Annotated in this window: 26 protein-coding genes; 13 read left to right on the top strand and 13 right to left on the bottom strand. The window is 29.5% G+C overall.

Features of this window, described 5'->3' with window-relative positions; translation table 11 throughout:
• Positions 1-10: 10 nt before the first annotated feature.
• From FHK87_RS26065 to FHK87_RS05110, 13 genes are all read right to left on the bottom strand, one after another.
• Positions 11-157 (bottom strand): hypothetical protein, encoded by a 147-nt coding sequence (locus tag FHK87_RS26065; protein ID WP_226294093.1) that lies wholly within the window; start codon positions 155-157, stop codon positions 11-13.
• 9 nt (positions 158-166) lie between these two features.
• A complete protein-coding gene (locus FHK87_RS05055) occupies positions 167-679 on the bottom strand; it encodes an RNA polymerase sigma factor (RefSeq protein ID WP_140590802.1) in 513 nt (170 codons plus the stop codon).
• 743 nt (positions 680-1,422) lie between these two features.
• On the bottom strand, positions 1,423-3,336 hold the full coding sequence (locus FHK87_RS05060; protein WP_140590805.1) for a tetratricopeptide repeat protein: 1,914 nt from the start codon (positions 3,334-3,336) through the stop codon (positions 1,423-1,425).
• A gap of 153 nt (positions 3,337-3,489) precedes the next feature.
• The gene (locus tag FHK87_RS05065; protein ID WP_140590808.1) at positions 3,490-4,065 is read right to left on the bottom strand and encodes a MarR family winged helix-turn-helix transcriptional regulator; all 576 of its coding nucleotides are present in this window, start codon (positions 4,063-4,065) and stop codon (positions 3,490-3,492) included.
• 211 nt (positions 4,066-4,276) lie between these two features.
• Entirely contained in the window at positions 4,277-4,510 is a 234-nt protein-coding gene (locus tag FHK87_RS05070; protein ID WP_140590811.1) for a thioredoxin family protein, read from the bottom strand.
• A 211-nt stretch (positions 4,511-4,721) separates the two neighbouring features.
• Positions 4,722-5,537, bottom strand: a complete 816-nt coding sequence (locus tag FHK87_RS05075; RefSeq protein WP_140590815.1) for an alpha/beta hydrolase — start codon at positions 5,535-5,537, stop codon at positions 4,722-4,724.
• Between the two features lie 37 nt (positions 5,538-5,574).
• On the bottom strand, positions 5,575-6,657 hold the full coding sequence (locus FHK87_RS05080; RefSeq protein WP_140590818.1) for a hypothetical protein: 1,083 nt from the start codon (positions 6,655-6,657) through the stop codon (positions 5,575-5,577).
• Positions 6,658-6,702: 45 nt separating this feature from the next.
• Positions 6,703-7,218, bottom strand: coding sequence for a hypothetical protein (locus FHK87_RS05085; protein WP_140590821.1), 516 nt, complete (start codon positions 7,216-7,218; stop codon positions 6,703-6,705).
• 28 nt (positions 7,219-7,246) lie between these two features.
• On the bottom strand, positions 7,247-7,684 hold the full coding sequence (locus FHK87_RS05090) for a RidA family protein (RefSeq protein ID WP_140590823.1): 438 nt from the start codon (positions 7,682-7,684) through the stop codon (positions 7,247-7,249).
• A 171-nt stretch (positions 7,685-7,855) separates the two neighbouring features.
• Complete coding sequence (locus tag FHK87_RS05095) at positions 7,856-8,908, bottom strand: helix-turn-helix domain-containing protein (RefSeq protein WP_140590825.1); 1,053 nt, start codon at positions 8,906-8,908, stop codon at positions 7,856-7,858.
• 148 nt (positions 8,909-9,056) lie between these two features.
• The gene (locus FHK87_RS05100; RefSeq protein ID WP_140590828.1) at positions 9,057-9,650 is read right to left on the bottom strand and encodes a hypothetical protein; all 594 of its coding nucleotides are present in this window, start codon (positions 9,648-9,650) and stop codon (positions 9,057-9,059) included.
• 7 nt (positions 9,651-9,657) lie between these two features.
• On the bottom strand, positions 9,658-10,329 hold the full coding sequence (locus tag FHK87_RS05105) for a hypothetical protein (protein WP_140590831.1): 672 nt from the start codon (positions 10,327-10,329) through the stop codon (positions 9,658-9,660).
• A 118-nt stretch (positions 10,330-10,447) separates the two neighbouring features.
• Positions 10,448-11,218 (bottom strand): N-acetylmuramoyl-L-alanine amidase, encoded by a 771-nt coding sequence (locus tag FHK87_RS05110; RefSeq protein WP_140590834.1) that lies wholly within the window; start codon positions 11,216-11,218, stop codon positions 10,448-10,450.
• A 447-nt stretch (positions 11,219-11,665) separates the two neighbouring features.
• Here FHK87_RS05110 and FHK87_RS05115 point away from each other — a divergent pair, with 447 nt between their 5' ends.
• The 13 genes from FHK87_RS05115 to FHK87_RS05175 all read left to right on the top strand — a co-directional run bounded on the left by FHK87_RS05115 (position 11,666) and on the right by FHK87_RS05175 (position 23,141).
• Positions 11,666-12,286, top strand: coding sequence for a hypothetical protein (locus FHK87_RS05115; protein WP_140590837.1), 621 nt, complete (start codon positions 11,666-11,668; stop codon positions 12,284-12,286).
• 288 nt (positions 12,287-12,574) lie between these two features.
• A complete protein-coding gene (locus FHK87_RS05120; RefSeq protein ID WP_140590841.1) occupies positions 12,575-13,174 on the top strand; it encodes a rhodanese-like domain-containing protein in 600 nt (199 codons plus the stop codon).
• A gap of 61 nt (positions 13,175-13,235) precedes the next feature.
• Entirely contained in the window at positions 13,236-14,228 is a 993-nt protein-coding gene (locus tag FHK87_RS05125; protein ID WP_226294094.1) for a hypothetical protein, read from the top strand.
• A gap of 82 nt (positions 14,229-14,310) precedes the next feature.
• Entirely contained in the window at positions 14,311-15,150 is an 840-nt protein-coding gene (locus FHK87_RS05130) for a GNAT family N-acetyltransferase (protein ID WP_140590849.1), read from the top strand.
• A gap of 167 nt (positions 15,151-15,317) precedes the next feature.
• Positions 15,318-16,082 (top strand): hypothetical protein, encoded by a 765-nt coding sequence (locus tag FHK87_RS05135; RefSeq protein ID WP_140590853.1) that lies wholly within the window; start codon positions 15,318-15,320, stop codon positions 16,080-16,082.
• A gap of 106 nt (positions 16,083-16,188) precedes the next feature.
• A complete protein-coding gene (locus tag FHK87_RS05140; protein WP_140590858.1) occupies positions 16,189-16,701 on the top strand; it encodes a hypothetical protein in 513 nt (170 codons plus the stop codon).
• A gap of 43 nt (positions 16,702-16,744) precedes the next feature.
• On the top strand, positions 16,745-17,242 hold the full coding sequence (locus FHK87_RS05145; protein ID WP_140590861.1) for a hypothetical protein: 498 nt from the start codon (positions 16,745-16,747) through the stop codon (positions 17,240-17,242).
• A 128-nt stretch (positions 17,243-17,370) separates the two neighbouring features.
• On the top strand, positions 17,371-18,573 hold the full coding sequence (locus FHK87_RS05150; protein WP_140590865.1) for a hypothetical protein: 1,203 nt from the start codon (positions 17,371-17,373) through the stop codon (positions 18,571-18,573).
• Between the two features lie 48 nt (positions 18,574-18,621).
• On the top strand, positions 18,622-19,113 hold the full coding sequence (locus tag FHK87_RS05155; RefSeq protein ID WP_140590870.1) for a hypothetical protein: 492 nt from the start codon (positions 18,622-18,624) through the stop codon (positions 19,111-19,113).
• Positions 19,114-19,259: 146 nt separating this feature from the next.
• Entirely contained in the window at positions 19,260-19,910 is a 651-nt protein-coding gene (locus tag FHK87_RS05160) for a hypothetical protein (RefSeq protein WP_140590874.1), read from the top strand.
• 232 nt (positions 19,911-20,142) lie between these two features.
• A complete protein-coding gene (locus tag FHK87_RS05165) occupies positions 20,143-20,580 on the top strand; it encodes a hypothetical protein (protein WP_140590877.1) in 438 nt (145 codons plus the stop codon).
• A 699-nt stretch (positions 20,581-21,279) separates the two neighbouring features.
• A complete protein-coding gene (locus FHK87_RS05170; RefSeq protein ID WP_140590880.1) occupies positions 21,280-21,972 on the top strand; it encodes a hypothetical protein in 693 nt (230 codons plus the stop codon).
• Between the two features lie 227 nt (positions 21,973-22,199).
• Positions 22,200-23,141, top strand: coding sequence for a hypothetical protein (locus tag FHK87_RS05175; RefSeq protein ID WP_140590884.1), 942 nt, complete (start codon positions 22,200-22,202; stop codon positions 23,139-23,141).
• The last annotated feature ends 539 nt before the right edge of the window (positions 23,142-23,680 follow it).

Consider the following 23,680-nt stretch of genomic DNA (forward strand, 5'->3'; position numbering starts at 1 on the left):
TTTAAATGTTTTATACAGTTTTATTTTTTTCTCTAGAATTGACCAAATTTTTATACAGCTCCGAAGTCATGAAAGATTCTAAATCCTTAATTGAAATGTTTCCTTGTATCCAGTTTGACAAAAACTCATTTTCTTTATATTCTTGAATTCTTTTCATAATAAAAAATTATAGGTTAGGAATTGACTTACGAAGGTTTAACAAAGCCAATTGCATTCGCTTCTCTACTGCTTTGACTGTGATCCCTGAGATTTCAGCAATTTCTTTATATGTTTTTTTCTCCATTCTACTCATTAAAAACACTTCTCTCTGCCTACTTTTTAAATTCCCTATGGCTATATTTAATCGCTCCATGAATTCTTTTTCTTCCATTTGATATTCTGGAGATTCATTTGTAATCGTTTTTTGATTTGTATTTTGATATTTCAAGAAAGATTTCTGTTGTCTTAATTCGTTAATAGATGAATTATTGGCCACCTTGTACAAGAAACTTTTGGCTGCTTTGATAACTATCTTAGAACAATTGATCCATAATTTTGCAAAACTATCCTGGACAATATCTCTTGCTTTTTCGCTGTCTCCAAATTTATAATACAAATAGAAGTATATTTTTTCTGCATGATCTCTATAAAGCTGTTCGTAGACTTTTTCTTCACATACACTTTTAGTGTTCTCGCTCATAAATACATATATTTAAATTGATAATAATAATATTTTACAACCTAAGTGTTTTAAAATCATTGGAAATGATACTCTTTAAACACACATCTAAGTAAACACCCTAATTTTTTTAGAAAATAATTAGTAAAATAAATTTGTAATAGTACATCAACTAAATTAGAGAGTAGTATAAATCAATACTTGCATATTAGAATCTATATTTTTAATTATCATATATTAAAATATAAATTTTTCTCTACAAAAATACTATGAGCATAAAAAAACCACTCATAATAGAGTGGTCTTTTAGTACAACCTAATCAGAATTTAAAATGTGATTTTCCCCCTTAATCTTCTTTTAAAATTATGATTTAGGCGCTTAACAAATTAGTGATATAACCTTAATCGTTTTTTGTCGAAATCAATGTTTTTGTAATCATTTCTTGGATATGTATTACATACACAAAAAGTATTTTTTTTATCATAAACAGGTTTGTTATTGATTGCTCTGCAAATCTATTTGTTCTTTTGATTTTTTTGTAAAAAACCACCTCTACAAATACCCCTACAATTTCAAAAACCCAGTTATAACAAGCATTACAAGGATTTCTCTTATTTAATAAAATGAATATTCTTTTTGTTAAAGAGGACAAAAACGTAAGTATTGAGCTCCTTATTTTTATATAAAAAATGGTCAAAACAGTATGAATATATTATCTTGAGAATATAAACATTATTAATCTCTATCTTAATTTTACAGTGTTTCAGGATGCTTCTAAATATTCGAGAATTGGAGCTCCCTTTGGCGCACTAATTTTTTTACGCAGACGATATCGATTCATCATTACACTATCCTCTGAAATGACAAGTAAGTTTGCTATTTGTCCTGTATTAAGGCCCAACTTTTCCATTGCTACCAATCTTTCTTCAGATTTGGTAAGTTTATACCCTTTATTTTCTATTCTACTAAAAAAGTTTGGATGGACTAAGACAAATTTTTCTCTAAAAGTATACCAGTCATCTTTTGTAAGAATCTTATTCGTTGTAAGTTCTTGCAGATTTTTGAGTGATTGTTTTTCTCCAAATTCTGATTTTAATTCTTCTAATTCTTTGACTAGTTTTTCTTGTGCATCTCCTTTTTCTAGTAATTGTTTTGTAAACTTTGCAAGTTCTTTTTCGTTTTTTTCAATTTTTGTGGCAAGTCTTTTTCGTTTTTGTTTTCCATATCTCCAGATATAGTAAGTAACTCCAAAAGCTACTACAATGATAATTGCCAAAATGATCAACAGCGTATTACGCTTGGTTGTTGCAATTTCTTTCTCGTTTTCGAGTTGTTGTATTGCTGCATTTTGTTTGATGATTTCTTTCTCCCTTTGTACGGTTTCAAAAATAGATTGATGATATAATAATGAATTTGTATTGTTTGATGTATATATGGAATCTTTTGTGATACTGTTACTTTTTATAAGTTCAAAAGCTTCTTTATACTTCCCATTAGTAACGTATATTTCTGAAAGCATTCTTTGAGCTTCTATATGAAAATCAATATCGCTTATTTTTCCTTTTTTAGCGAGAATTTTTTTCAATGCTGTTTGGGCCTTCTGTAAGTCTTCTGTTTTTTGATAATAATTTGCTTTAAGAATCAATACTTTGGCTTCATAATATTGAGGAGATTCTGTTTTTGCCAACAGTTTTTCGCATGTATCCAGATACTTTTTGGCAATAGCCAACTCATCATTCAACAATAAATAATCGGTATAACTTCCTTTTAATAATAGGTGTAACGTGCGTTTAAAGCTTCCGTTCGGCACGCTATCAAAGATAGCTTCAAGCCGATCTATTGTTTTTTTATGGCTATCATAGTCTTTAATTTTTAGATAATCATTGATGTTTGATTGCAGTACTTTTGCTTGAATACGATACTTATCATCATCATTATTACCTTTCTGAATTGATTTTATTAACTTTTCTCTATTAGCAATAGCCTTTTGTGAAAAGCCATTCTTACTATACAAATCATTAAGTTCGATTGCCGCATAGAGCGCATAATTTGTATCTCCCAAAATTTCATATAATTGATGCGCTTTTTTATACTTATTGACTGATTTTACAAAATCATTCAAATTAGAATACACCTGTGCAGCAAAATACATACCGTCTGCAGCATAAATAGAATCTTCGGTTTTTAAAAAAAGTGTCGAAGATCGGTTGTAATCTGATACCGCTTTGTTTAATTGCTCTTGATTATAGTATACAGCTCCGCGCTTTAATAATAAATGTGCTTCGGATTTTTGTGTTTTGAATTTTTCTTTGTGCGTTAATAGTTCTTCAATAACTTGTAGTGCTTTATCATTTTTTCCACTCCAGATATAATTTTGTATGATAAACCTTGATTTTGAAGCCATTAGATCGTAATCATCTAACTTTTTAGCGAGATGTATCGTTTTTTCAAGATATTCAAATTGTTGATCATGATTTGACTCTATCATTCTTTTTGTTAAAGAGTCTAAAACGATAAGTCGTTTTAAATTGTCTTGAGTTTGATCAAAGACTTGTAATAAAGAATCAATTTCTGTTTGTGAATATATTATGTTTGAGAAACCACATAATAAAAAAAGAAGTATTGTATAGGTTTTACGATATAAATGACGATATCTATTTACTATTGAAATTTGCATGAGAAAATCTTTACTTAAGAGGTTCACGAATTATCGGGGGCAAATTTCGAAAAATCAAATAAAGGAAAAATAATTCTTAAAAAAAAGTTAATAACAGTTTTAAAAAAATATTACACCTGTCAACAAAAAGTATTTGTATAACGATCTAAAAAATTATTCAATGATTTTATGATCATCGCAATCAATTTGTAACTCCTTATTTGATAAACTCTTTTGCAGAAAGTTACAATAACTTGTATTATTATTTTGGGAGTAATGTTGACAAGTAAAACACATTCTCTGAACTGAAATAACAGACTTTTTGCTTAAGCTATCAATAATCTTTAATAAATTATTAAATAAAAGTTCTTTTTTATCATTTCCTAGTGGATTGATAGCTGTTTCTAAAGCTGAAGTATATCTCAACGTTTTGTTTGCTATATCTCTACCCTCTTTTGTTAATCTTACCGTATAACTTCTAGCATCATAGGTATCAGGCACCTTTATCAAAAGTTCTTTTTTGAGAAGTACTTTTATAGAATCACTAACTGTAGCCTTAGTAAGATCAAATTCTTTTGCAAGTAAGCTTACCTTTAACATATCTTCTGTATGAGTCAAACAGAAGATTAAAATCTGAATTTGAATTGGACTAATCCCAAATTCTTTACTCTCTTCCCATAACAAGACTCTAAATGTCTTTGAAATTCTTTCTAAAGCTTGGGTTATTTTATAGTCAATGTCATTTTTCATGGTTCATTTTCACTAACATTTATTTCTTGCAAGCTGTAGTTCTCTTGATTTTCAATATTTAAAGTATTTCTTTTTGATATCGAATTTATGAAGTACAGCTTCAAAATTTTATGGTAAGATAGTTCATTGATTTGTAAAATTAAATATTCGTAGCAAAGTATCAAAAAAGTCAGAATTCTAATTAGGAATCCTGACTTTATAAATTAAAAAATCATCCTTTAACATCAGCTATAGATGCACCGAAGTTTAAATGTAAGACATTTCCGTTGGGTGTTAATAATGCTGGAACAGATTGAACTCCGGCTGTTTCTGCTTCAGAAATTCTTCCTCTTACTTCTCCGATATTAACAATTTCTACATTCTCACTACCAATTAGGTTAACGATATCTTGTTCGGCACTTACACATACAGAACATCCGGCATGATAAAAAATTGATTTACTCATAATGTTACGTTTAAATTTTATTGTTAGCATTATTGCTAGCACAAATATAGTTAGGATACCTAATTATATTTATGCTTGTGCCATTGGATTTACTTATTCGCTTATAATAATTTCTGATTTATAGATTGAATACTCTTTAAAAAACTAGGAAAATAACATATCCGTAATCCTAAAGATAGAGTGATTTATTAAGTTTTTTTGACAAAACCGGCTATTTCTCTTTATTCCTAAACATATATTCAAAACCTTTTACAAATGCCGGAGCCATCGTAGACATATGTGTCCCTTCAAAAATATCTGTTTTATGATGCAACCCACTATGATTACTGTTTGTTAGTTGTTTTATAAACTGGGTATAATTGTTTATATATGCCGGCTTTTCAGAGTTACCCATAGAAGTATATAGGGATATGTCAAGGTTTTTATTTTTGATATGGAAATTCTTTTCCATCTGTTTGATATACCCTCCATCTTCATCTACAGAAGGGCTTGTTAAAATATAATTTTTGAACACTAACGGTTCTTTAAACATACTATAAAAACCAAATACTCCTGCACTAGAATGCCCGTAGATAATATTCTTATCTTTTTGGGTTCTAAAATTAGTGTTGATTAGCGGTATTAACTCATCTTTTATAAATGTATGGTATCGGTCAATCTCTTTTGTAGAAGTCGTATTGGGCATTAGGTCACGACCTCTTTTATGAATCCACTCTTGATATGTAGTATAGCTAATTCCTACAATAATCACTGCGCTATGTTGTTTTTCAAAGTATAGCAACTTTGCGATATCACTTACCATACCAAAAGATACGTTTCCGTCTAAAGCATATAACACTGGGTAACGATTCTTATTACTCTGATACCCAAAGGGAATCTGAACATCGATACGATACGTGTCCTTTGTATGTTTTGAAACGAATTGCATCGTGTATATCCCTTCTTTTACCATATTAAATGTATGGTTCTGAGCATAAGAATACTGAAATACTCCTACCAAAGCCAGCATATATATCAATTTTTTCATTCTCTACTCTTTTGTATTCCTTTTTGACAATCGGTGCTTAAATCTCTTTTTTATTTTCGTCTAAACGGAGGATCCCGGTTTGTTTTCCACTATCATCATATATAAGTTCTACCTTGTGATAGTGTGTAACAGGATGTAATTTTGGTTGATTTTGCTCATCAAAATATGAAATCGACACTAAATTGTCATGATCATCAAACTCAAATTTGCTACTGTGTATATTATCATTACTTATTGTAGGCTCATCCAGTGTATCCAAAAATTTCATTGTAAAAGATCGAGATATTCCTAATTTTTGATCTTTCCAATCAAAATCATAAACTACTTTGGCATAGCCAAACTCCATATCAGCTACACTTTTTCGATTCACTAATCTTTTATCCAAAGTATGAAAACTCCATCCTCTTTCATTTCCAAAATCATCAAAATCAAAGATTACAGTAGCATAACCAGCTTGTTTTTGTAGTGATTTGGTCATTGTAATCGTATCTAAATTAGTAATGCTATATAAATGTCCTTTGCTGTCTATAGTAATCTCTGCACTGTAAAAGGGAAAATAGCTCGTTAGCTTACTATAACTACCATCTTGCTTATATTGATGTTGTATAAACTTGTTAGCAGTATTTGTTTTCCATATGTATTTATAGGTTCCAAAAGCATTAGACACTCTTTTATTGAGGGTATCATGCATAGTCATCTCTTGTTTAATACCTCCTTTATTAAGAGAAAATCGTTCTTTATAAATATCTCCCCCGCCATAATAATGTCTACTCATATATGCTTTTTTATTGTCACTATTATAATATCTTCTTAAGATACTATCTTGATAATATTGATACACTACTTTATGCGTTCCAAAGTAGCTGTCTTCACTCTTTTTTCCGTTCTTAAAATACCTTATTTCTGCTATGTCGTCTTGTGTATAATACATAACACTGTAATATGATTTTCCTATAATTTCTATCGAATCTAACTCTCCTCTAGGGGAATATTCCATATAAGGTGAAATGATCCCTGTCATTTTAGAAAAATATCGAATAGACGCTTTTTGACCAGCTTGTTTATTTTGTGATGTACAACCTACACACAACACCAATAGTAATACGGTATATTTATACATATTTAAAGCTTTAAAAAAAATTTGAATGTATTTCTAATAATGATTTTATTGCTTAGTGTATATATCGGGCAAATCGGGATACGAATTGGTATCACTAAAAATAACAGAATATATCAACCAACCTTGTTTAGGATCTTTTATCAATTGTATCGTATTTACTCCTCTTACACTGCGCTCTTTATCCTCACGCTTAACCCTATATTCATAAGAACTAAAACGCATTGCCACGCCGCCATATACATGGGTAATAGCATTAATTTCTCTTTCTTGAAATAAGGTGATTTTTGCATTTTTAAATGCTTTTTGGTTTGTTTCTCTAAACTCATCTTCGGTAAACATTCTAATTTTTGTAGTGTCTACCATACCTACCATAGCTTCTCTATAGTGAATTTGTTTTAAGGCCTCTCGATCCTGCCCCTCTCCTTTATCAAAGGAGATAGCCCGATACAATTTAGAAATGACCTTGTCGATAGCTTTTTTATCTTGATCTTGATACTGAGAAAAGGCAGTTGCCGAAATAAGAAACGTACATATCAGTAATGTGATGTATTTAATATTCATGGGTAATGTTTAAAAAGTGAGTATACTATTAAATGACTGCAACAAATTCTATTTCTACTTTTAGTTTTGGGATAAATAAACTTTTGACTTCTACCCAGGTAGAAGTAGGAAATTGATTCTCATTATAAAACTTTTTACGTAGCGCAATATGTTTTTTAAATTCTTCGAGGTTTGTAGTAAAGACATTTTCTTTAACAATATTTGCCGAAGTTGCATCAAAATTTTTGAGCGTTTCTTCTACATATTTATAAATAGTTGTGATTTGTGATTCCATATCCTCATGTAATCCATCAACTGTACCGGATATATATAGCGTATTTGCAACTTTTATCGCCTGATTAAAACCAATCATGTTTTCAACGTTTTCATGCCCAGGAATGTGATAAACCTCTCGGTTTTTATCTTGAGCAAAAGACGGTTGAAACATTAAAAAATAAATAAATACAGTTATAAAAAATGTTTTCATATCAAATGGGTTTTCAATTAAATGTTTTGCCGCAAATATTAGGAATTATGCAGTTTTAGAAGTTCGAATACACTTATCCGAACGCATTTTAATCCTCATCTTTAAGGTTTTAACATTTTATTAGATAATTACACATGTCGATAGTATTAGCAATATCAGATGATATGTTTACTACACATTCTTTTTCTTGTATTGAGAAGGAGTAAAACCTGTATTTTGTTTAAACAAAGTATTAAATGAAGATTTTGAATTAAACCCAACTGCATACATAATTTCAGAAATTGTAACTTTTTGATCCTTGGGATCAACTAGCATCTTTTTGGCTAATTCAATGCGAAAAACATTTATATATGCTACAAAATTTAATTGATAATGAAAATTAATCAACTCAGACAAATCTCGTTTAGAGATATCAACCTCTTTGGATAACTGTTCTAAAGTTAATGTAGGGTTCAAAAATGGTTGATTTGTATTCATATACTCCTCTAGCACTTTTAATTGAGATGTATATACTGCATTCTTTTCTTCTTGTTGATTTCTGTTGAAGATAAAAGGTTTATTAATACCAAAAATTATGATTCTAGAGGTTGCATCAAGTATAGTTCTTAGCATATACAACACCAGTATTAGAATACACAAATACACCATTGTCTGAACAAACAAAAAGCTATCTCCAATAATCCTGAATCCTAGATAGTATGCTAAATCAAAAATCACTATCAATAAAAATAGAATTGTAATATTTTGAAGCCAACTCACAATTCTTGGCAGATTTGATTTTGCATTTTTTAGGGCATTACGTTTTTTAACGGCTCCTTTTCTAAGAATCAAAAAACTATATACAAAAACACCTAGGTATACCAAAACTCTATGCCAGGGAGATAAGGTTACATTATTAAGTGCTAATAGCATTGCGACTATGGTAGGCGTAAAATGTAAAAAATCTAAATTTCTAAATTTTCTTTTAGGTTCATGAAGGTATTGCGCATGCAAAAATAACAGTGGAGCAAACGAAAATGTCAACGCAGAATTGTATTGAAACGCCCTCGCAATCCCCATAAATAAATACCAAATGACATGACCTGTCATTTGTAAGGTATTCAACAGTAAATATATTCCTAAGAATATATTGGATAATCGTTTTTTTGTATTTGATAATAGTATTCCTCCTAAAAAAAGGCTTACAAAAATGATTGCAACTAATATCGTATTCAGGAGTATCAAAAAATTCAACAATTTACATTATAAACGTGCTGAAATTATAAAATTTAGTGTTTCTAAATCAAAAAAACTCGAATTTTTGTACTACAATGTTATTTAGCGGAATAAAATCATAGCTCACAAGATTAACAAAACGCTGAAATAAAATAGCCTACTCTTGCTCTTTCTTGACTAATTTGATAGTGTATTTTTCTTTATATAAAATAATTAGATTACAAAAAGAGATCATAAATCCCGCAGAAAACAAATAGCATAAAAACAAGAACACCATAAGTAAAATTCTATTTGACATTATGCTTTGCTTCGTCCATGCTTTTTCGGGATCTCCCAATAGAATCATCATCCGTTCTTTTCTTGCCGGTAGAAACCCATGTGAGGCTTCAAAAGCTTCAAAAGGATTGTTTTCTACCATAGTATTACCAATGATAATATCTTTTTCTACATACGGTAATGTCTTAGCTTCTCTAAAAAAGTGATAGGTTGTGTAGCTACAGATAAAAAGTATGAAAAAAGCAATCGATAATCGCATCCATGTTTTGGCTACTTTATTTTTTAGTGAAAACAAAATAAGAAACCCAGCGATTACAGTTGCTATAAATACTCCAAATTTGGTTAGAAAAGAAGTGTTTTGATCTGAAGAATACCATGCTGGTAATGGTATGATAAAGGCTCCCGTTACTGTTGCTATCCAAGTAGTGAGCAGTGTAACCTCTTTCCAAACCTCTTTTAATTTCGATACAAGCATTATCGTATTATTTAGGCGTTTTTAAAACCAGTTTTTTCTCTTCTTTCTCTTTTCCGCTCCCCACAATAAGGTGTAACTCGGGTTCACTTATACGATTTTCTTTTTCTAACCAAAACAAATAATATCCCGGCACAAACTCCTGAGAGGCATTTTGGGTAGGTCTATTAAATCGAAAACGCTTAATATTAAGCCCTTGCTCGAATGATAGTTTCCCAAATACAAAAAAACCTTCGTCTTCACTAGAATCAACCGTTACGATGATCTTAGTTGTTGCTTCATTTCTGGGATTGTTTTGGATTGATTTTAGCTTGGCATCATAATCTAAATGTATCGCACTCAAAATAGAAATCTTGTCTTCTACGTTATCAAAGTCTTTGTGTAATCGAGTTAATGATTTCTCTGCTCCTTCTAGTGTTGCCATATATGGTTTAGTCAACGCATATTTTTCATTACATTTTCTAAGTAGTGGAAAAAGTTCTTTTATTTTTTGTTCTAGCGTTTGATGTGCGTCCAGAAGGTTTTTGTCTGTTGTTGGTATTTTTACTTTAAGATCTGTCATCGCTTGTTGTGTATTGGATAATACAGCAGAAAGATGATTACTTTTTGGTGTATACGTCCCACAAGCACTAACAAAAAACAGCATAAAAACGGTAAGTTTAAATGTATATATCTTTTTCATGTATAACGATTTATATTGGCTTTTACTACAGATATTAAACAATAATTAAAGGTACTTATGGAGATAGTACAACTCTGTCAAAAATACGACAAATACGGGTAATTTCCCGACCTGTTTATTACGATGTTAGGCTTTCTATAACTGTATTCCAGTCAAAGGCCGGCCCTATATCCCATTTGCCTGATACTCTGTAGTTCACATGAGATACAATACCTTCAAAATTCACCAAGTCATTTGTACCTATTTCATATCGCTGATCTTCTGGCAAAAATGCTTTGGGTATATTGTACTCTGAAGTCAAATACTGTAATAATAAGATAAGGCTATTATACTGTTGTTTGGTAAATGTAGCATAATATTGTTCTCCTCGATAAGGCGTTGCTAATTTCGTGTAAAATTGTGTTTGATCCATGTTGCAATACACATCATTATCACTATATACGGTAACCAGTCTATCATTTCGTTTTTTTAGAAACCCAATATTAGACAACTCTATCCCAATGGTTCGTTTACTACCACGAGTGTTCCCTCCTACAGCACCAGAACCTAAATGATATGACCAATATGCTGACGACCATAGGTTGAGTATTTTACCATTTCTTGCAATAATAAAAGGGGTTGATACGCGATAGTTAGGCCTTGATAACGCAGCGATATCTCCTTTTAAATATCCAGCAGTATAGTGCAGTACGATTTGGTTTTTTGTATGTTTCTCTTGCTCATAAAAAGATGTATCTCCGTTTTTGAGTCTGCATTGCACATAAGGCATTACCTGACTCGTTCCTTTAATAGGAACAGACATTTCTTTAATAATAAATTCTTTTCCGCTGGCATCTATTCCTTTGTCAAAAAACGTTTTTTCGTGATTAGCAATGCTGGTGGCTTTCATGAGTACATATATTGTTATTTAGCATCTCAAATGTACGTAAACCTACGGTGATATACTATTACAAATACGCCAAAACAATTGTATTTATGCGACATGGTTAGAGCATGAATAGTTGAAGGCGCTAGGCTGTGAGAGTATCTGGATTTGAGAGGAATTATCAATCTCTATTCATGATGACTTATAAACTGGTATTTTAAATACAAAATGGTATTGTTTTTTTGTTTTTTCTATCATATTCACTGCTTACTATCATAATATACAAGTGTAATTATATAGTACATCTATAGTGTTTTTTGAAGTTGAATATTTTTTTCAAAAAAATAACGAGAATACGGAAAGCCGTAAAAAATTTACGGGAAAATTCCCTAGGTTTGAAATGTTAACACAATGAAAATTAAGTATTTACTAGTAAAAATAACAACAAATCACTCATTAAAACAAATAAGTATGAAAATTAATAATGTAATTGTAATTATTTTAATATTAATCACATCTGTTGCTTGTAGTCCGGCTATTAATGTAAGAAACACAAATGCAAGATCTGGAATTATGAGAGTAAAACAATTTACGAATAAACCAACTACATTAATGTGGGCTCATCATGACCCAACTCAAAGACAAACTCTTATGTATGTGGACGAGAATGGTAATATTAAAATTTTAGCAGAACAGTCACCAGATGCAGGTTTATCAAGAAATTTAAATCTAACCACAAAAGCAAAAGTTGAAGGAACTATTGATGCAGAAGTTGCAATAAAAACCGCTGCTGAACTTGAAAAATTAACTAATAGGACAACAAGTCTAATGATTACAAGAGAATCTTTATATCGACTAGCAGAAATGTATTTTAATGGAGCAATTGATAAAGGCAAATATGAAATCTTATTTAAAGAGGTAATAAATCAAACTAAAGAATTGATAAAAGAAGAAGCAAAACTCGAGGAACAAAAAGCAAATATAGCAAATACAGAAATGGAAAAACTTAAATTAGATTTAGAAAAATCTAAAAAGAAAGAGAATTTAGAAAAAGATAAACCAAAAGAAAGTAAAAAGAAAAGTGAGAATTAAAGTAAAATCACAATTATTATATAAATCTCTAATTTGAAAAAAATAGATATGAGCTTTTTCAAAGCTCATATCTATTTTATAATTTAAAATTCAAATAAGGAAAACCCATAAAAAACTTTGCACATAATTCTAAATGGATTTATAAATTGAATGTTTGAAAAATATGTATCAAAATTGTATACCTCAATCAAAACTCAAGTTAACTCAACAAAAACAACAATTCACTCATTCATCATGTTATTAATCAATCACTAAACATATATTTGAATAATCAAAAATGTATCAACTATGAATGAATATGTATTTATTTTGCTTCTTTTGATGAGTTGCGGACAAATAATTGGTCAGGAAAAATTACAAAAAGAATATCCAAAATCCCTTGCGAGTTATGGTGACTTTAAGGATTTGGTAAACGAAGTAGAAGACTACCGAGCACAGAGGTTAATTAACTTGGATGAATTTGTAAAGATGAGTAAAGAAAAAAATGTAGTAATTTTAGATACTCGTTCTAATTTTAGATATTCTAGAAAACATATAAAGGGAGCGATTCATTTGGATTTCTCAGACTTTACTCAAGAAGATTTATGGAAATTAATCCCTGACACCAATACTAAGATTTTAATTTATTGTAATAATAATTTTGAGGGTGATCAAATTGATTTTACTTCTAAAATTACAAACCCGAAAAAGAAAAGGAAAAAGAAAAAACGAAATGCTAAAACACAAACATTGTCTAATAAAAAACCAATAATGTTAGCATTAAACATTCCGACATTTATAAATCTTTATGGATATGGGTATAAAAATATTTATGAGTTAGATGAATTAGTAAATGTTAATGATGAAAGAATCGAATTTGAAGGTACAACTGTCAAAATTAAACTATAACCGACTACTAATTGCCTTTCTCTTTATTTTTCAATTTGCATTTACACAACAAAAACATATTGTGATTGATTATACGAATGTAGTAGATTCAATTACATTGTACGTCGATCAAAATAACACCGAAAAAAGATCTGCTATAGGGTTTATCCGAAAAACACAAAAGAGGACGAGTACAGAAAAGAAAACTATAGATACATGCTACTTTCATAATCTTATCAGTAAAAATCCTGATTATCATTTTCAACAAAAAATCAGTGTACAAAAGATCAAAAAGAATGTTTGGAAACATTATTTGGTATATCACGAAGATTGTCGCGGTTTTAAACTACCAAAAGATTCTATCTCATTAGAAGGGTATTTTAAAATACTAGACAATACAAAACCAGTAGATGGCGCCCTATATGAACCATCTCTATATAATGAACCTGATCCTTACGATGATAATAAGGTATTAAGACCTGTACCACTCACGCCAGCAAGTACTTCAGAAGGTTGGTTCTCAAAGGGGTTAAAAAATGGGCAATGGGTATTTCTTAATTACTCTTTTGCAAAGACCGAAGAATATTATAAAAATGGTATCAGAGATGGTTTATACACAGTAAATACTGAGAACGATAGTATTTTGTATCAAACTACATTTATCAATGGAACAGGAGTAGAAAAAATATATCGTAAGGATGGCAGTCTATATCATATCAAACATTTCAAAAATGGAATCCAAGACTACACAAAACCTTATACGATATATTATGATAGTAATAAAATAGCTGCTAAAACCGATTATGTAAAAGGTATCGTAACAGAATATTATAGAAATGGAACCATTTTCAAAACACAACAAATAACACTAAAAAATGATATCTTCTATTATAATGGTTTGTATAAAGGATATAACAAAGCAGGGCAACTGAAAGAAAAACAATACTACGACCATAATACGATTATATATACCATTACCTACGACACAAAAGAAAGAATACAAAAGATAGAAACAGGTAATATGATTCAATATTTTGAAAAGGGAAAACTAAAAGAGGTAAAATTTATACCGTAACTTCTTTTAAGAGAACAAAAACAGCTACTAATACTTCTAATCATTTTCAGATTCTTTATCTTGTTAGGATTAATTTTAAAAAATGCATGTAAAAAAATTATCGAGTATATCCTTTGAAGAAATTTTAGATTGTTTTTTGTTAGCTTTTGAAAGTTACTACGTAAAAATGCCCACTGATAAGGATTACTACCAAAAAAGGTGGAAAGTCGCAAAGGTAGATTTTAACCTGTCGTATGGGATGTTTGACAACAAAAAATTAGTAGGTTTTATCATTCATGCGATCGACAAAAGAAATGGAGTATCAATCGCATTTAACTCCGGTACCGGGGTCATTCCTCAATATAGAGGAAGAAAAATAGTTAAATCTATCTACGAACATGCACTTAAAGAATTAAAAGAGATAGGGATTGAAAAAACTACATTAGAAGTAATTACAAAAAATGATATTGCAGTTCACCTATATCAAAGTATTGGCTTTAATATTGCTAAAAGATATAAATGTTTTGGCGGTGTATTACAAATCGATAGCAACCAACAATTTGAGTTGAAAGAAATTGATCTGCTGGATATTCATTGGAAAAAACTACCAAATCAAGAATTGTATTCCTGGGATAATCAAAAGGAGTCAATTATAGGAGGTAATTACAAATTTTTTCACGTCATATATCAAAATCAACCTGAATCATTTTTTATTATTAATCCAGATCAAAACTATCTGGCACAGTTTGATCTTTTATCTATGGATCAAAATAGTTGGAATCGACTTTTTTTAGCGATCAAAAGTATTTCGGATACAGTCAAAATAAATAATGTAGATGAGAGATTAAAAGAAAAAGTTGATTATCTAAACCATATCGGGTTACAAAATACAGTAGATCAATTCGAAATGGAATTGAATATAAAAAATAATAGTATTACATGACGTATCATCTAAACATAATATGAATCAAAAACAATTCTATCGTGTTACCTTTCTTTCTGTATATTTTGACGATCATGACTAGTTCTTTATTTTCACTGAATTCAGTATATTATTCTCAAAAGCTTAGGCATACTTTTACACTACAATAACATAAACAATCATAATTTATGAAACATCTTAACAAACTTGTACTGATCATAATTTCAATAACGTTTTTTAGTTGTGAAGTCGTTCAAGAAGTAAATTTTAACGAAGATAAAAGCGGAACACAAAGCCTAAGTTTTAGTTTTTCTGAAATGATGAATATGGGAATGCCTCCAGAACAGGATACTGCCAACAAACTAACCGACACTGTGATACGTTTTTCTGATTTTCTAGAACAAAAAAAAGATAGTATCTCAAAATTAAGTAAAGAAAAACAAGAGAAAATCAAACAATTAGAGAACTTCAGTTTATATATAGATTCAGATTCTCTTTCGACTAAACTCGAAATGAAAATAAACTACGATTTCAAAAATTTAAAAGATTTAGCACTTTTTAGTGAGAAACTAAAGGATCAAGACATCAAAGAATTAGATCAATTTACGACCAAAATTGAAAAATCAAAAAAGAATGACGATGCTAACATTTTTGATTTTAACACCTCTTTTAAAACTACATTTAATAACAAAAATTTTTCACTTAAAATTACTCCCGAAACACTAGAAAAAATAAAAAGTAAGAAAGATTCTACTTTAACAAAAGACAATCCTATGCTTGATCTTATGCGATTTAAAGTGAAGTATACTTTTCCATACAGAATCAAAAAAATAAGTAATAAAAATGCTAAAATTCTATATGACTTCAAAGGTTTTGAAATCTCTGCCAATGTTTTTGAAATGGAAAATAATCCTAAACATTTTGATGTAGAAGTAGAGTTTGAAAAGGATTAAAAACCATCTATCATCTTCACTGAATTTGGGGTATAATTGTGATCGACTAACACTTACTTTTGTTTTAAAAATATTAAGTACTCTAATACACAAAATCTAAATAAAAATGAATCAAAAAAAAGTAATAGTCTTTATTTGTTTTGTATTAATAACAAGCACTCTAACCTATTGTCTACAAAGCAAGAACAATAACACTCTTAATCGACATTTAGGCTCTAAGAATGCTCACAATATAGAATTAACTTTATCAAGAGGAGCCTTTCATGGTGATGCCTTTCAATTAATAGGAAATGAGTTAACACATCTTACAAATAAACCAGAAAACATAAAAATTAACTCTGAATACGATAAAAACTCTACTGTAATTTTAAGCGATAGCATTATTAATTCTTTAGTTCAAGAAATTAATGAAGATCATATTCTAGAATTAGATACTCTTTATAAAAGTAATTTTTCCTGTAATAGTATGCTTAGAGTGAACATTAAAATCGACACTATAGAAAAGACAATCTTCTGTGAAGATTATATAAGAGGTTGCCCTGATAAACTTAGTGATTTAGAAACAAAATTGATCAGACTACACGGTAAAAATCTAAAACGAATATATCTCCCTGGGTAAAATCAACTCTTTAATATTTTATAAATAAAAAAAACATAACTAAATGATGAATGAAAAGAGAACATATCAATATTCAGGTAAATGGTTAACACTCCTTTTGGGATTCATAATGTTTACAGGGTGCACCTTACTTTTTCATTACAAGGCCATAAATAATACTCAGGGTCTTATTATTAATCATAGTATCGAATTAGATGTTAATGATGCGACAATTTTTTTCTGGATATTATTTGTATTATCATTATTGATGACATTGATGACTATTTTTGGAATGTATTTTAAGCTAAATTCTAAAAAACAATTGATCATTGATGAACATACGATAACAATACCTCCTGTTGGTTTTCAGAAGCGTACTACAATAATCCCATTTGCTGAACTTTCAGAAATAAATGAAACCAAAGTAAGTGGTAATCGTATATTGAACTTGTATTCTCAAAATGAAAAATGTAGCATTATGAGTAGTTTATGTGTAAAAAAAAAGGAATACAATGAAATTAAAGAACTAATTACACAAAAAATTAACGAAGTTAATTCTTAGGCACTTAAAAAGTATTACATCAAAATATGCTTACATAATGTAAGAATACGTTTTCCACTAAAAATAGTGGATACTGCATGAATAGTAGATGATATTTTTGTCTGAAACAGATAAAAAAACAACCAAAAATGATCAACAACTATTCTCTTAAAATTTTCTTACCACTTATAATTACAGTATTATGTATCAGATGTGGGTCAGATGATAACTCCTCACCCCTATCAGAAGGTTCTGAAGAAGAAATTAATCTGGAAGAAGCGAGATTAACTGATTTTCCTTTCCAAGAAATTGAATATCTGGACATAGAAATTACACAACCCACTATTGTTAATAATGAAGAGGTAGAAGAAGGTGAAATTATTATCACATTACCTCATACGGTAACTTCACTATTGCTAACACTTGAATCGGTTAATATCGATACCGAAAAATATAATATTTTTCCCTCCGTCGGGTCTCTAGAATTGTATTCTGAAACCGAATTTGTAAATTATCAGATTACCTCAACAAGTAATCCTGATATAAACATTCATTATAATGTAAGAGTTATTGTGGCTCCTAACCCTGATCCCAAAGAAGAAAAGCTTTCAATTTCAAGTTTTAGACTATTGGCAAATGATGGAGTGTCACAAGCAGATCTACGTTTGAAAAAAGAAGCATTATCTATTCAATCTGTAGATTCTCTTTTGTTTACTCTGTTTCCAAGATCTGTTGATTTTTCTGATTTAACTCCCACAATAGAGTATCAGGGGTCTAGACTCGAATACAGAATTAATGACGAAGAATTTAGAGTGTATTCCTTTGATACAGAAGAAAAAATAGATTTTAAATATCCAAACACTGTTGATTTTAGAGTAAGCGACGCCACAAATTCAACAGCAATAACATATAGGATCATTGTAGATACTACAAACCCAATTGTTTTTAATCAACCGGAGTTGAATATCCCTGATTTATTTCCCGGGGATACTTATAATGGCATTGGTATTGGCACATGGACCAACCAAGGTAATTATCCTATTACAGATATGAGCCCAAATCAGCTTAGGTTTACATTGGGAGAGTGCAACCGTACAGAGCTTTGTAATATTTTTAATGTTGAATTATCATCAAATGAGCCGCTATTTACCAAACCAGATCAAGATGGTGTTATTAATATTGTGGTTACGAATAATGCTCCGGCTTCAGAGCAATATGAAACTATAGCTATTTTTAGCAATCTTAAATTTGATGAAAATACATGGAGAATCATTAATGCTCCGGCAGATGAGTATCGCAGTGATATTGGGTACACCCCAGTTCAATTGACAATGAGGGGAATTGTAAATTAAATCATTTATAGAAAAACAACATCATTTGCTTTTTTAAAAATCAATCATATGTTTAATTTTTTTAAGAAAAAATCCCCTAAGAAAAAAGTAGAAAACTCTTTTGCAGGTAGAAAGTTTGGTCCATTTGTGATAAGAATTCCACAAGAATGGGATTGTCTTAATGATAATGGAACCTTGAGAGTCACCAATAACGAAGACACTGTACGATTAAATATCACTATACGAGATTTTAGTAATATAGAATATTCACTTGATGAGTTTTTTGAAACGCTCAAAACCGGTTGGTTCAGTTCAGACTATAATTGGTCCACATATTCTGATATAACCCAAAAAGACGATTTGATCTACCAAACATTAGAATATCTGGATGATCCAAGATTAATACTAGCTGTTATTAGAAAACAGGTCGGAAACAAAGAGTTTGTTCTCAATATGTCGTTTGCAGGTAATACTAGAAAAGACATCGATACTCATCTAGATAAATTTCACAATGTTTTATTCAAGATAGATACCTTGAATCATCTGAATAGTAAAGAATAATAATACAAAATGGTTTTAAGCTTTTCTATCATGTAATTCATACAGATGTTTCCTACAAAATCAACGGTTTCTGAAAATATACTTTAGTACTAAAAGAATTAAATCGATAATACTCTCAAGAAAAACTCAAATCAAATTAAAGATATATGAAAAACAATGGCCATATAAGTAGCCTTACAAAATATCAAAATGAAAAAATAAAATATTTATTGTTGGCTAAAGAGTTTGATGATTCTGGAGAAAAAGAAATCGATGATAAAATCAAAAAATATTTACTCGAAATGTTAGATTGGATTGATGCCATCGAAATAAAAGCTAATGCCGATAAGAACCTAAATACCTTTTTTAATAAAGTAAAAGAATCATTGACTCCTACAGAGTCTATTCAAGCTATAGTATTCTATTTTAATAGAGATAATGGTAAGCTATTTTTGAGCGCTTATCGTTCTGTAAAACCAGACGCTTTTGTATATCAAGAATTATCCAATATAAATGCAAATTATAATAATAGAATCATAGGAGAGATTGGCCCAATTCAGGTCTTGAATTATAATGAGATATATGAAAATGTTTTATCCTGTAAAAAAGATGAAATAGAAGAATATGAGCTCGAATGTGAAAATGATCATATACACGAGTTGATGATATTAAAAGCCTATGCCCTTTTTGAAGAAATTTTCCTGAGTATAGATTTGAATAGCATTTTTTCTGAAACACAGATCAAATACCCCTTTTATAGTTACATTCAAGAACATGATGGAGGGTATTCTAATTTACTAAGTATTCTTAAAAACTAATGATCCTATTTACATTAATTTAGAAAGATATAACTGTTTTAAATAAATTTTCAATTTACAAATCAAATCCTTTATCATAAAAAAAGAATGATGGACAACTCAATTTGTTTTTTAACTTTTGACAAGTCAGACATTGCAATAAACCATTTAATTACCTGCATACAAACTAGTTACAATACAAAAAAATCGACATAACACACAGACATTCTTTGGATGTTTTTACAAAAAAGTAATGAATCAAAATGCTATGATTCCAAACAAAAAAGACTGGGAAGAAGCTTTAAAAAGCCTAGATGGAGTTTATGCATTCAAGCATTTTAACGGTAAATCTTTACAACAAGCAGAAGATATGATTGACAAAGTTGCTGAACTCTATTGTGAGGATTTTAAATGGATGCCCGAACAACCTTTCAAATTCTATTTACTTGCTTATCTTAAATATCTTAGATCAAATAAAAGTGAGTACAATTTTTACGCATCAATAAGTTTTCTTGGTTTGATTGAATATATAGTTGATTACAGGCCTCATTGGGTCACAGATAGATGGGGATTTATTACAGAAATATTCGAAAAAATGATTGAAAGAGCCAAAAGGGATGAACATTTTTGGGACTCAGAGAATATTATAGCCTCCATAAGAAACATCAAAACAAAGACAAATAGTTTTTAACTTTCAATACATATATCTATTTGTAATCGACTCTTTTATACACTTTCACTGGATTCAGGGTACTCCTATAGCACTTCAGCATGTACTTTTGTTTATAGATAATACCAACTACAACAAATAGTAAGGTTATCAAAATAGAATATTTGATTAATCTTAAAAAATGTTGATTGTATACACATAATTACTCTAAACAATATTTAAAAAATGAAAAATCTATCTTATACGTTAATTATTACTATCTGTAGCGGTCTGATCAATGTTATTTCTTGTACACAAAATCAAAAAATGAATTAAAGATTGACCAGTAAATATTGAAAATAAATTATTAATCACTCTAACACACAAAATCATGAATCTATTTAATTTTAACACTATTCTAAAATTCATCCAGCAACTACCAAAGGCATGTAGCTATGCTATTCACAGGTAGTATCTTATAAACTCATATTGGGTAAAGAAAAAAACAAATTATTAATCACTCTAATACACAAAAATCATGAATCTATTTAATTTTAACGTTATCATAAAATTTATAAAACAACTTCCTAAAGCTTGTAGTTTTGCAATTCACAGATAGTAGATGTATATTCAGAAGTCTCTTTGATCTAAAAGCTGTATTCACATTTTGAAACGCATCAATCAAAGGATATAACATTACAACCATTATTATTATATTTCATTGTACAATACCATACTCTTATGAAAAATATAATTCGCGTACTATTCATTCTATTAATAATTGTTAGTTGTTCAACGCAATCTAAAAAGGAGACCGATGACCAAACTGTCGAAAATTCTGACATGAACAATGTAGATAGTGAAGAAACTAAGGAAACCACCTCTACTAAAACTATAGATCTTCGTAAGATCGATTATCCTTTAGACAGCTTATTATCTATTGATTCTGAAAGAGAATTGATAGAAATTTTTGGTCAAGAAAATATTGAAAGAAAAACAATATACGGCCCTGAAGGAATGGGAGAATTTAAAGTTACCATACTTTTCCCAAAATCAAAAAATACTGTAGAAATCCATTGGAATGATGAAATCAACTTTAATAAATTATCAAGGGTAAGAGTTTTCAAACAACGCAGTGATTGGAAAACTAAAGAAGGCATAAGAGTAGGTACTAGTATTGAAGAACTTGAAATCTTTAACAAAAAACCTTTTACTTTTTATGGTTTAGAATGGGACTTTTCTGGAGGTATCGATTGGAATGAAGGGTATCTTGATAAACGCAAAATTTATGGGAGTTTAGGATATCCTGATAAGAATATGCCTGAAGAATTTAACAGTTTGATAGGTGACCATACAATCCAAAGCTCTTCAGAAATAGCACGAAAAGCAAAACTAATCCTTAGTGAATTAGTATTGATAAAAAAAGATAATTAAAAATTAAACCACTACGATTGCTATAAGAAGTTATTTCTATCTAGCAAGCAGGAAAAATTTGATAATAGCTTTATTAAAAGCCATACAATTTATAAAACATTACTTTGATCAAATATTTTTATACTTTTAAATAAACAATAATCTTAATAAACCCTTTTGATTAGCAAGTTTAAAAAAAGTTGTATTCAAAAATAGTCACCACAGCTACACTATAGAAAGGATAAAAAATGGAAGAAGCTCCCCAAATTAGAAGATCAATTCATAAACCTTATAGGTATGATAATACCATTCATGGTCATGCAGAAAATTTAGAAATGGTATTTTTTATAATGACACCACTTTTAATCGGTGTTATAATAATGCGCTCTGCTATTGGTCCATGGTCTTTACTAATTTTTGGAGTATCCGTTATAGTGGGGTCAATACTATTATTTAAGTTATATAACATCTTTTTTCATCGCTATTATCGAATCGTAAAAAGAAAAAATGATGACAAATCTGTATACTATATCATTCAATCTTATGTTTCGAGCAAAAAACTAGAGAAAATAGTTCAAAAAAAAAATATAAAATGGGTAGATGTAGAATCATATTACTCTTCAAATGGAGAAAATCCTTCTGAGAGAGAGAAAGCCGAACGTTTTTTTGATCAAAAGACAATCAAAAATGATGTAGATGAAATCGTAATCTCAGAGATTAAAAAATCGATTTATAAACCTAAATTTCTACATAAACTTTTAGAAAATAATAATCTACATATAAAGGAAATAGTAATGCCGGGTATACTACTTGGTATCGTATTTATCTTTGTTTTTTTTAAGAGTCTTTTGTTTTTTATGGGCTCTCCTTTAGGCCCTATAAAAGCCTTTAGTATTTTAGGAGTTATTATATTAGGTATACTAGCAGTTTGTATATTGTATATCAGAAAAAACAACCGTTATCTTAGATTAATAGAACGAAAAGAGAGTCAAGGTCGATATCAAAATACATCATACTATATACAGTCATTTATTTCTAGAAAAAGACTGGAAAAAATAAAAGAAAAGAAAAATATAAAATGGAAATCTTATAAAAAATATGGAGTTGACCAAGAGCTTTCTAGAAAAGATGCTAAGTATTATTTTCATCAGTATACTACAGAAAAAAAAATCATTGATGAAGTTTTATAACACTTCAAAGACGATTTATCTCTAGTAAAGCCTAACTTCAAAAACAATACTTCCTAATCCATATAGAAAAATAGAATGGAAAACTGTCTTTATAAATAAATCTAAAGAAGAAGCCCAGTTATTTTTTGATCAAATGACAATAAAGAAAGGATTTGATGAAGTCCCAATATCCGAAGTTAGAAAAGTTATAAAAACTGTATAGAAACCTGAATTTTATAACCGATTTATAAAAAACACAATATGTCTCCCAAAGGAATAGAAGCTCTTGGATTAGGTTTTTTTATGTATCTTATTGGTTTAACGATGGTATCATTAACCATAAACGTTATTTGAACCTTCTATGGTATAGGTGTTTTCGCAGTAACCGTAATAGCAGGATATATTATCTTTTTTAGAATTCCAAACCTTTACCTACGCCTAATAAAAAGAACAGAGTATCTAGGAACATAAAAGACATATCATATTGCACAATCATTCATTTCTTATAAAAGTCTGGAAAAAATAAGAAAAAAGGAAAATATCGAATGGACGGATTTTAG

It is taken from the genome of Aquimarina algicola (genome assembly GCF_006443095.1).
Classification (GTDB): domain Bacteria; phylum Bacteroidota; class Bacteroidia; order Flavobacteriales; family Flavobacteriaceae; genus Aquimarina; species Aquimarina algicola.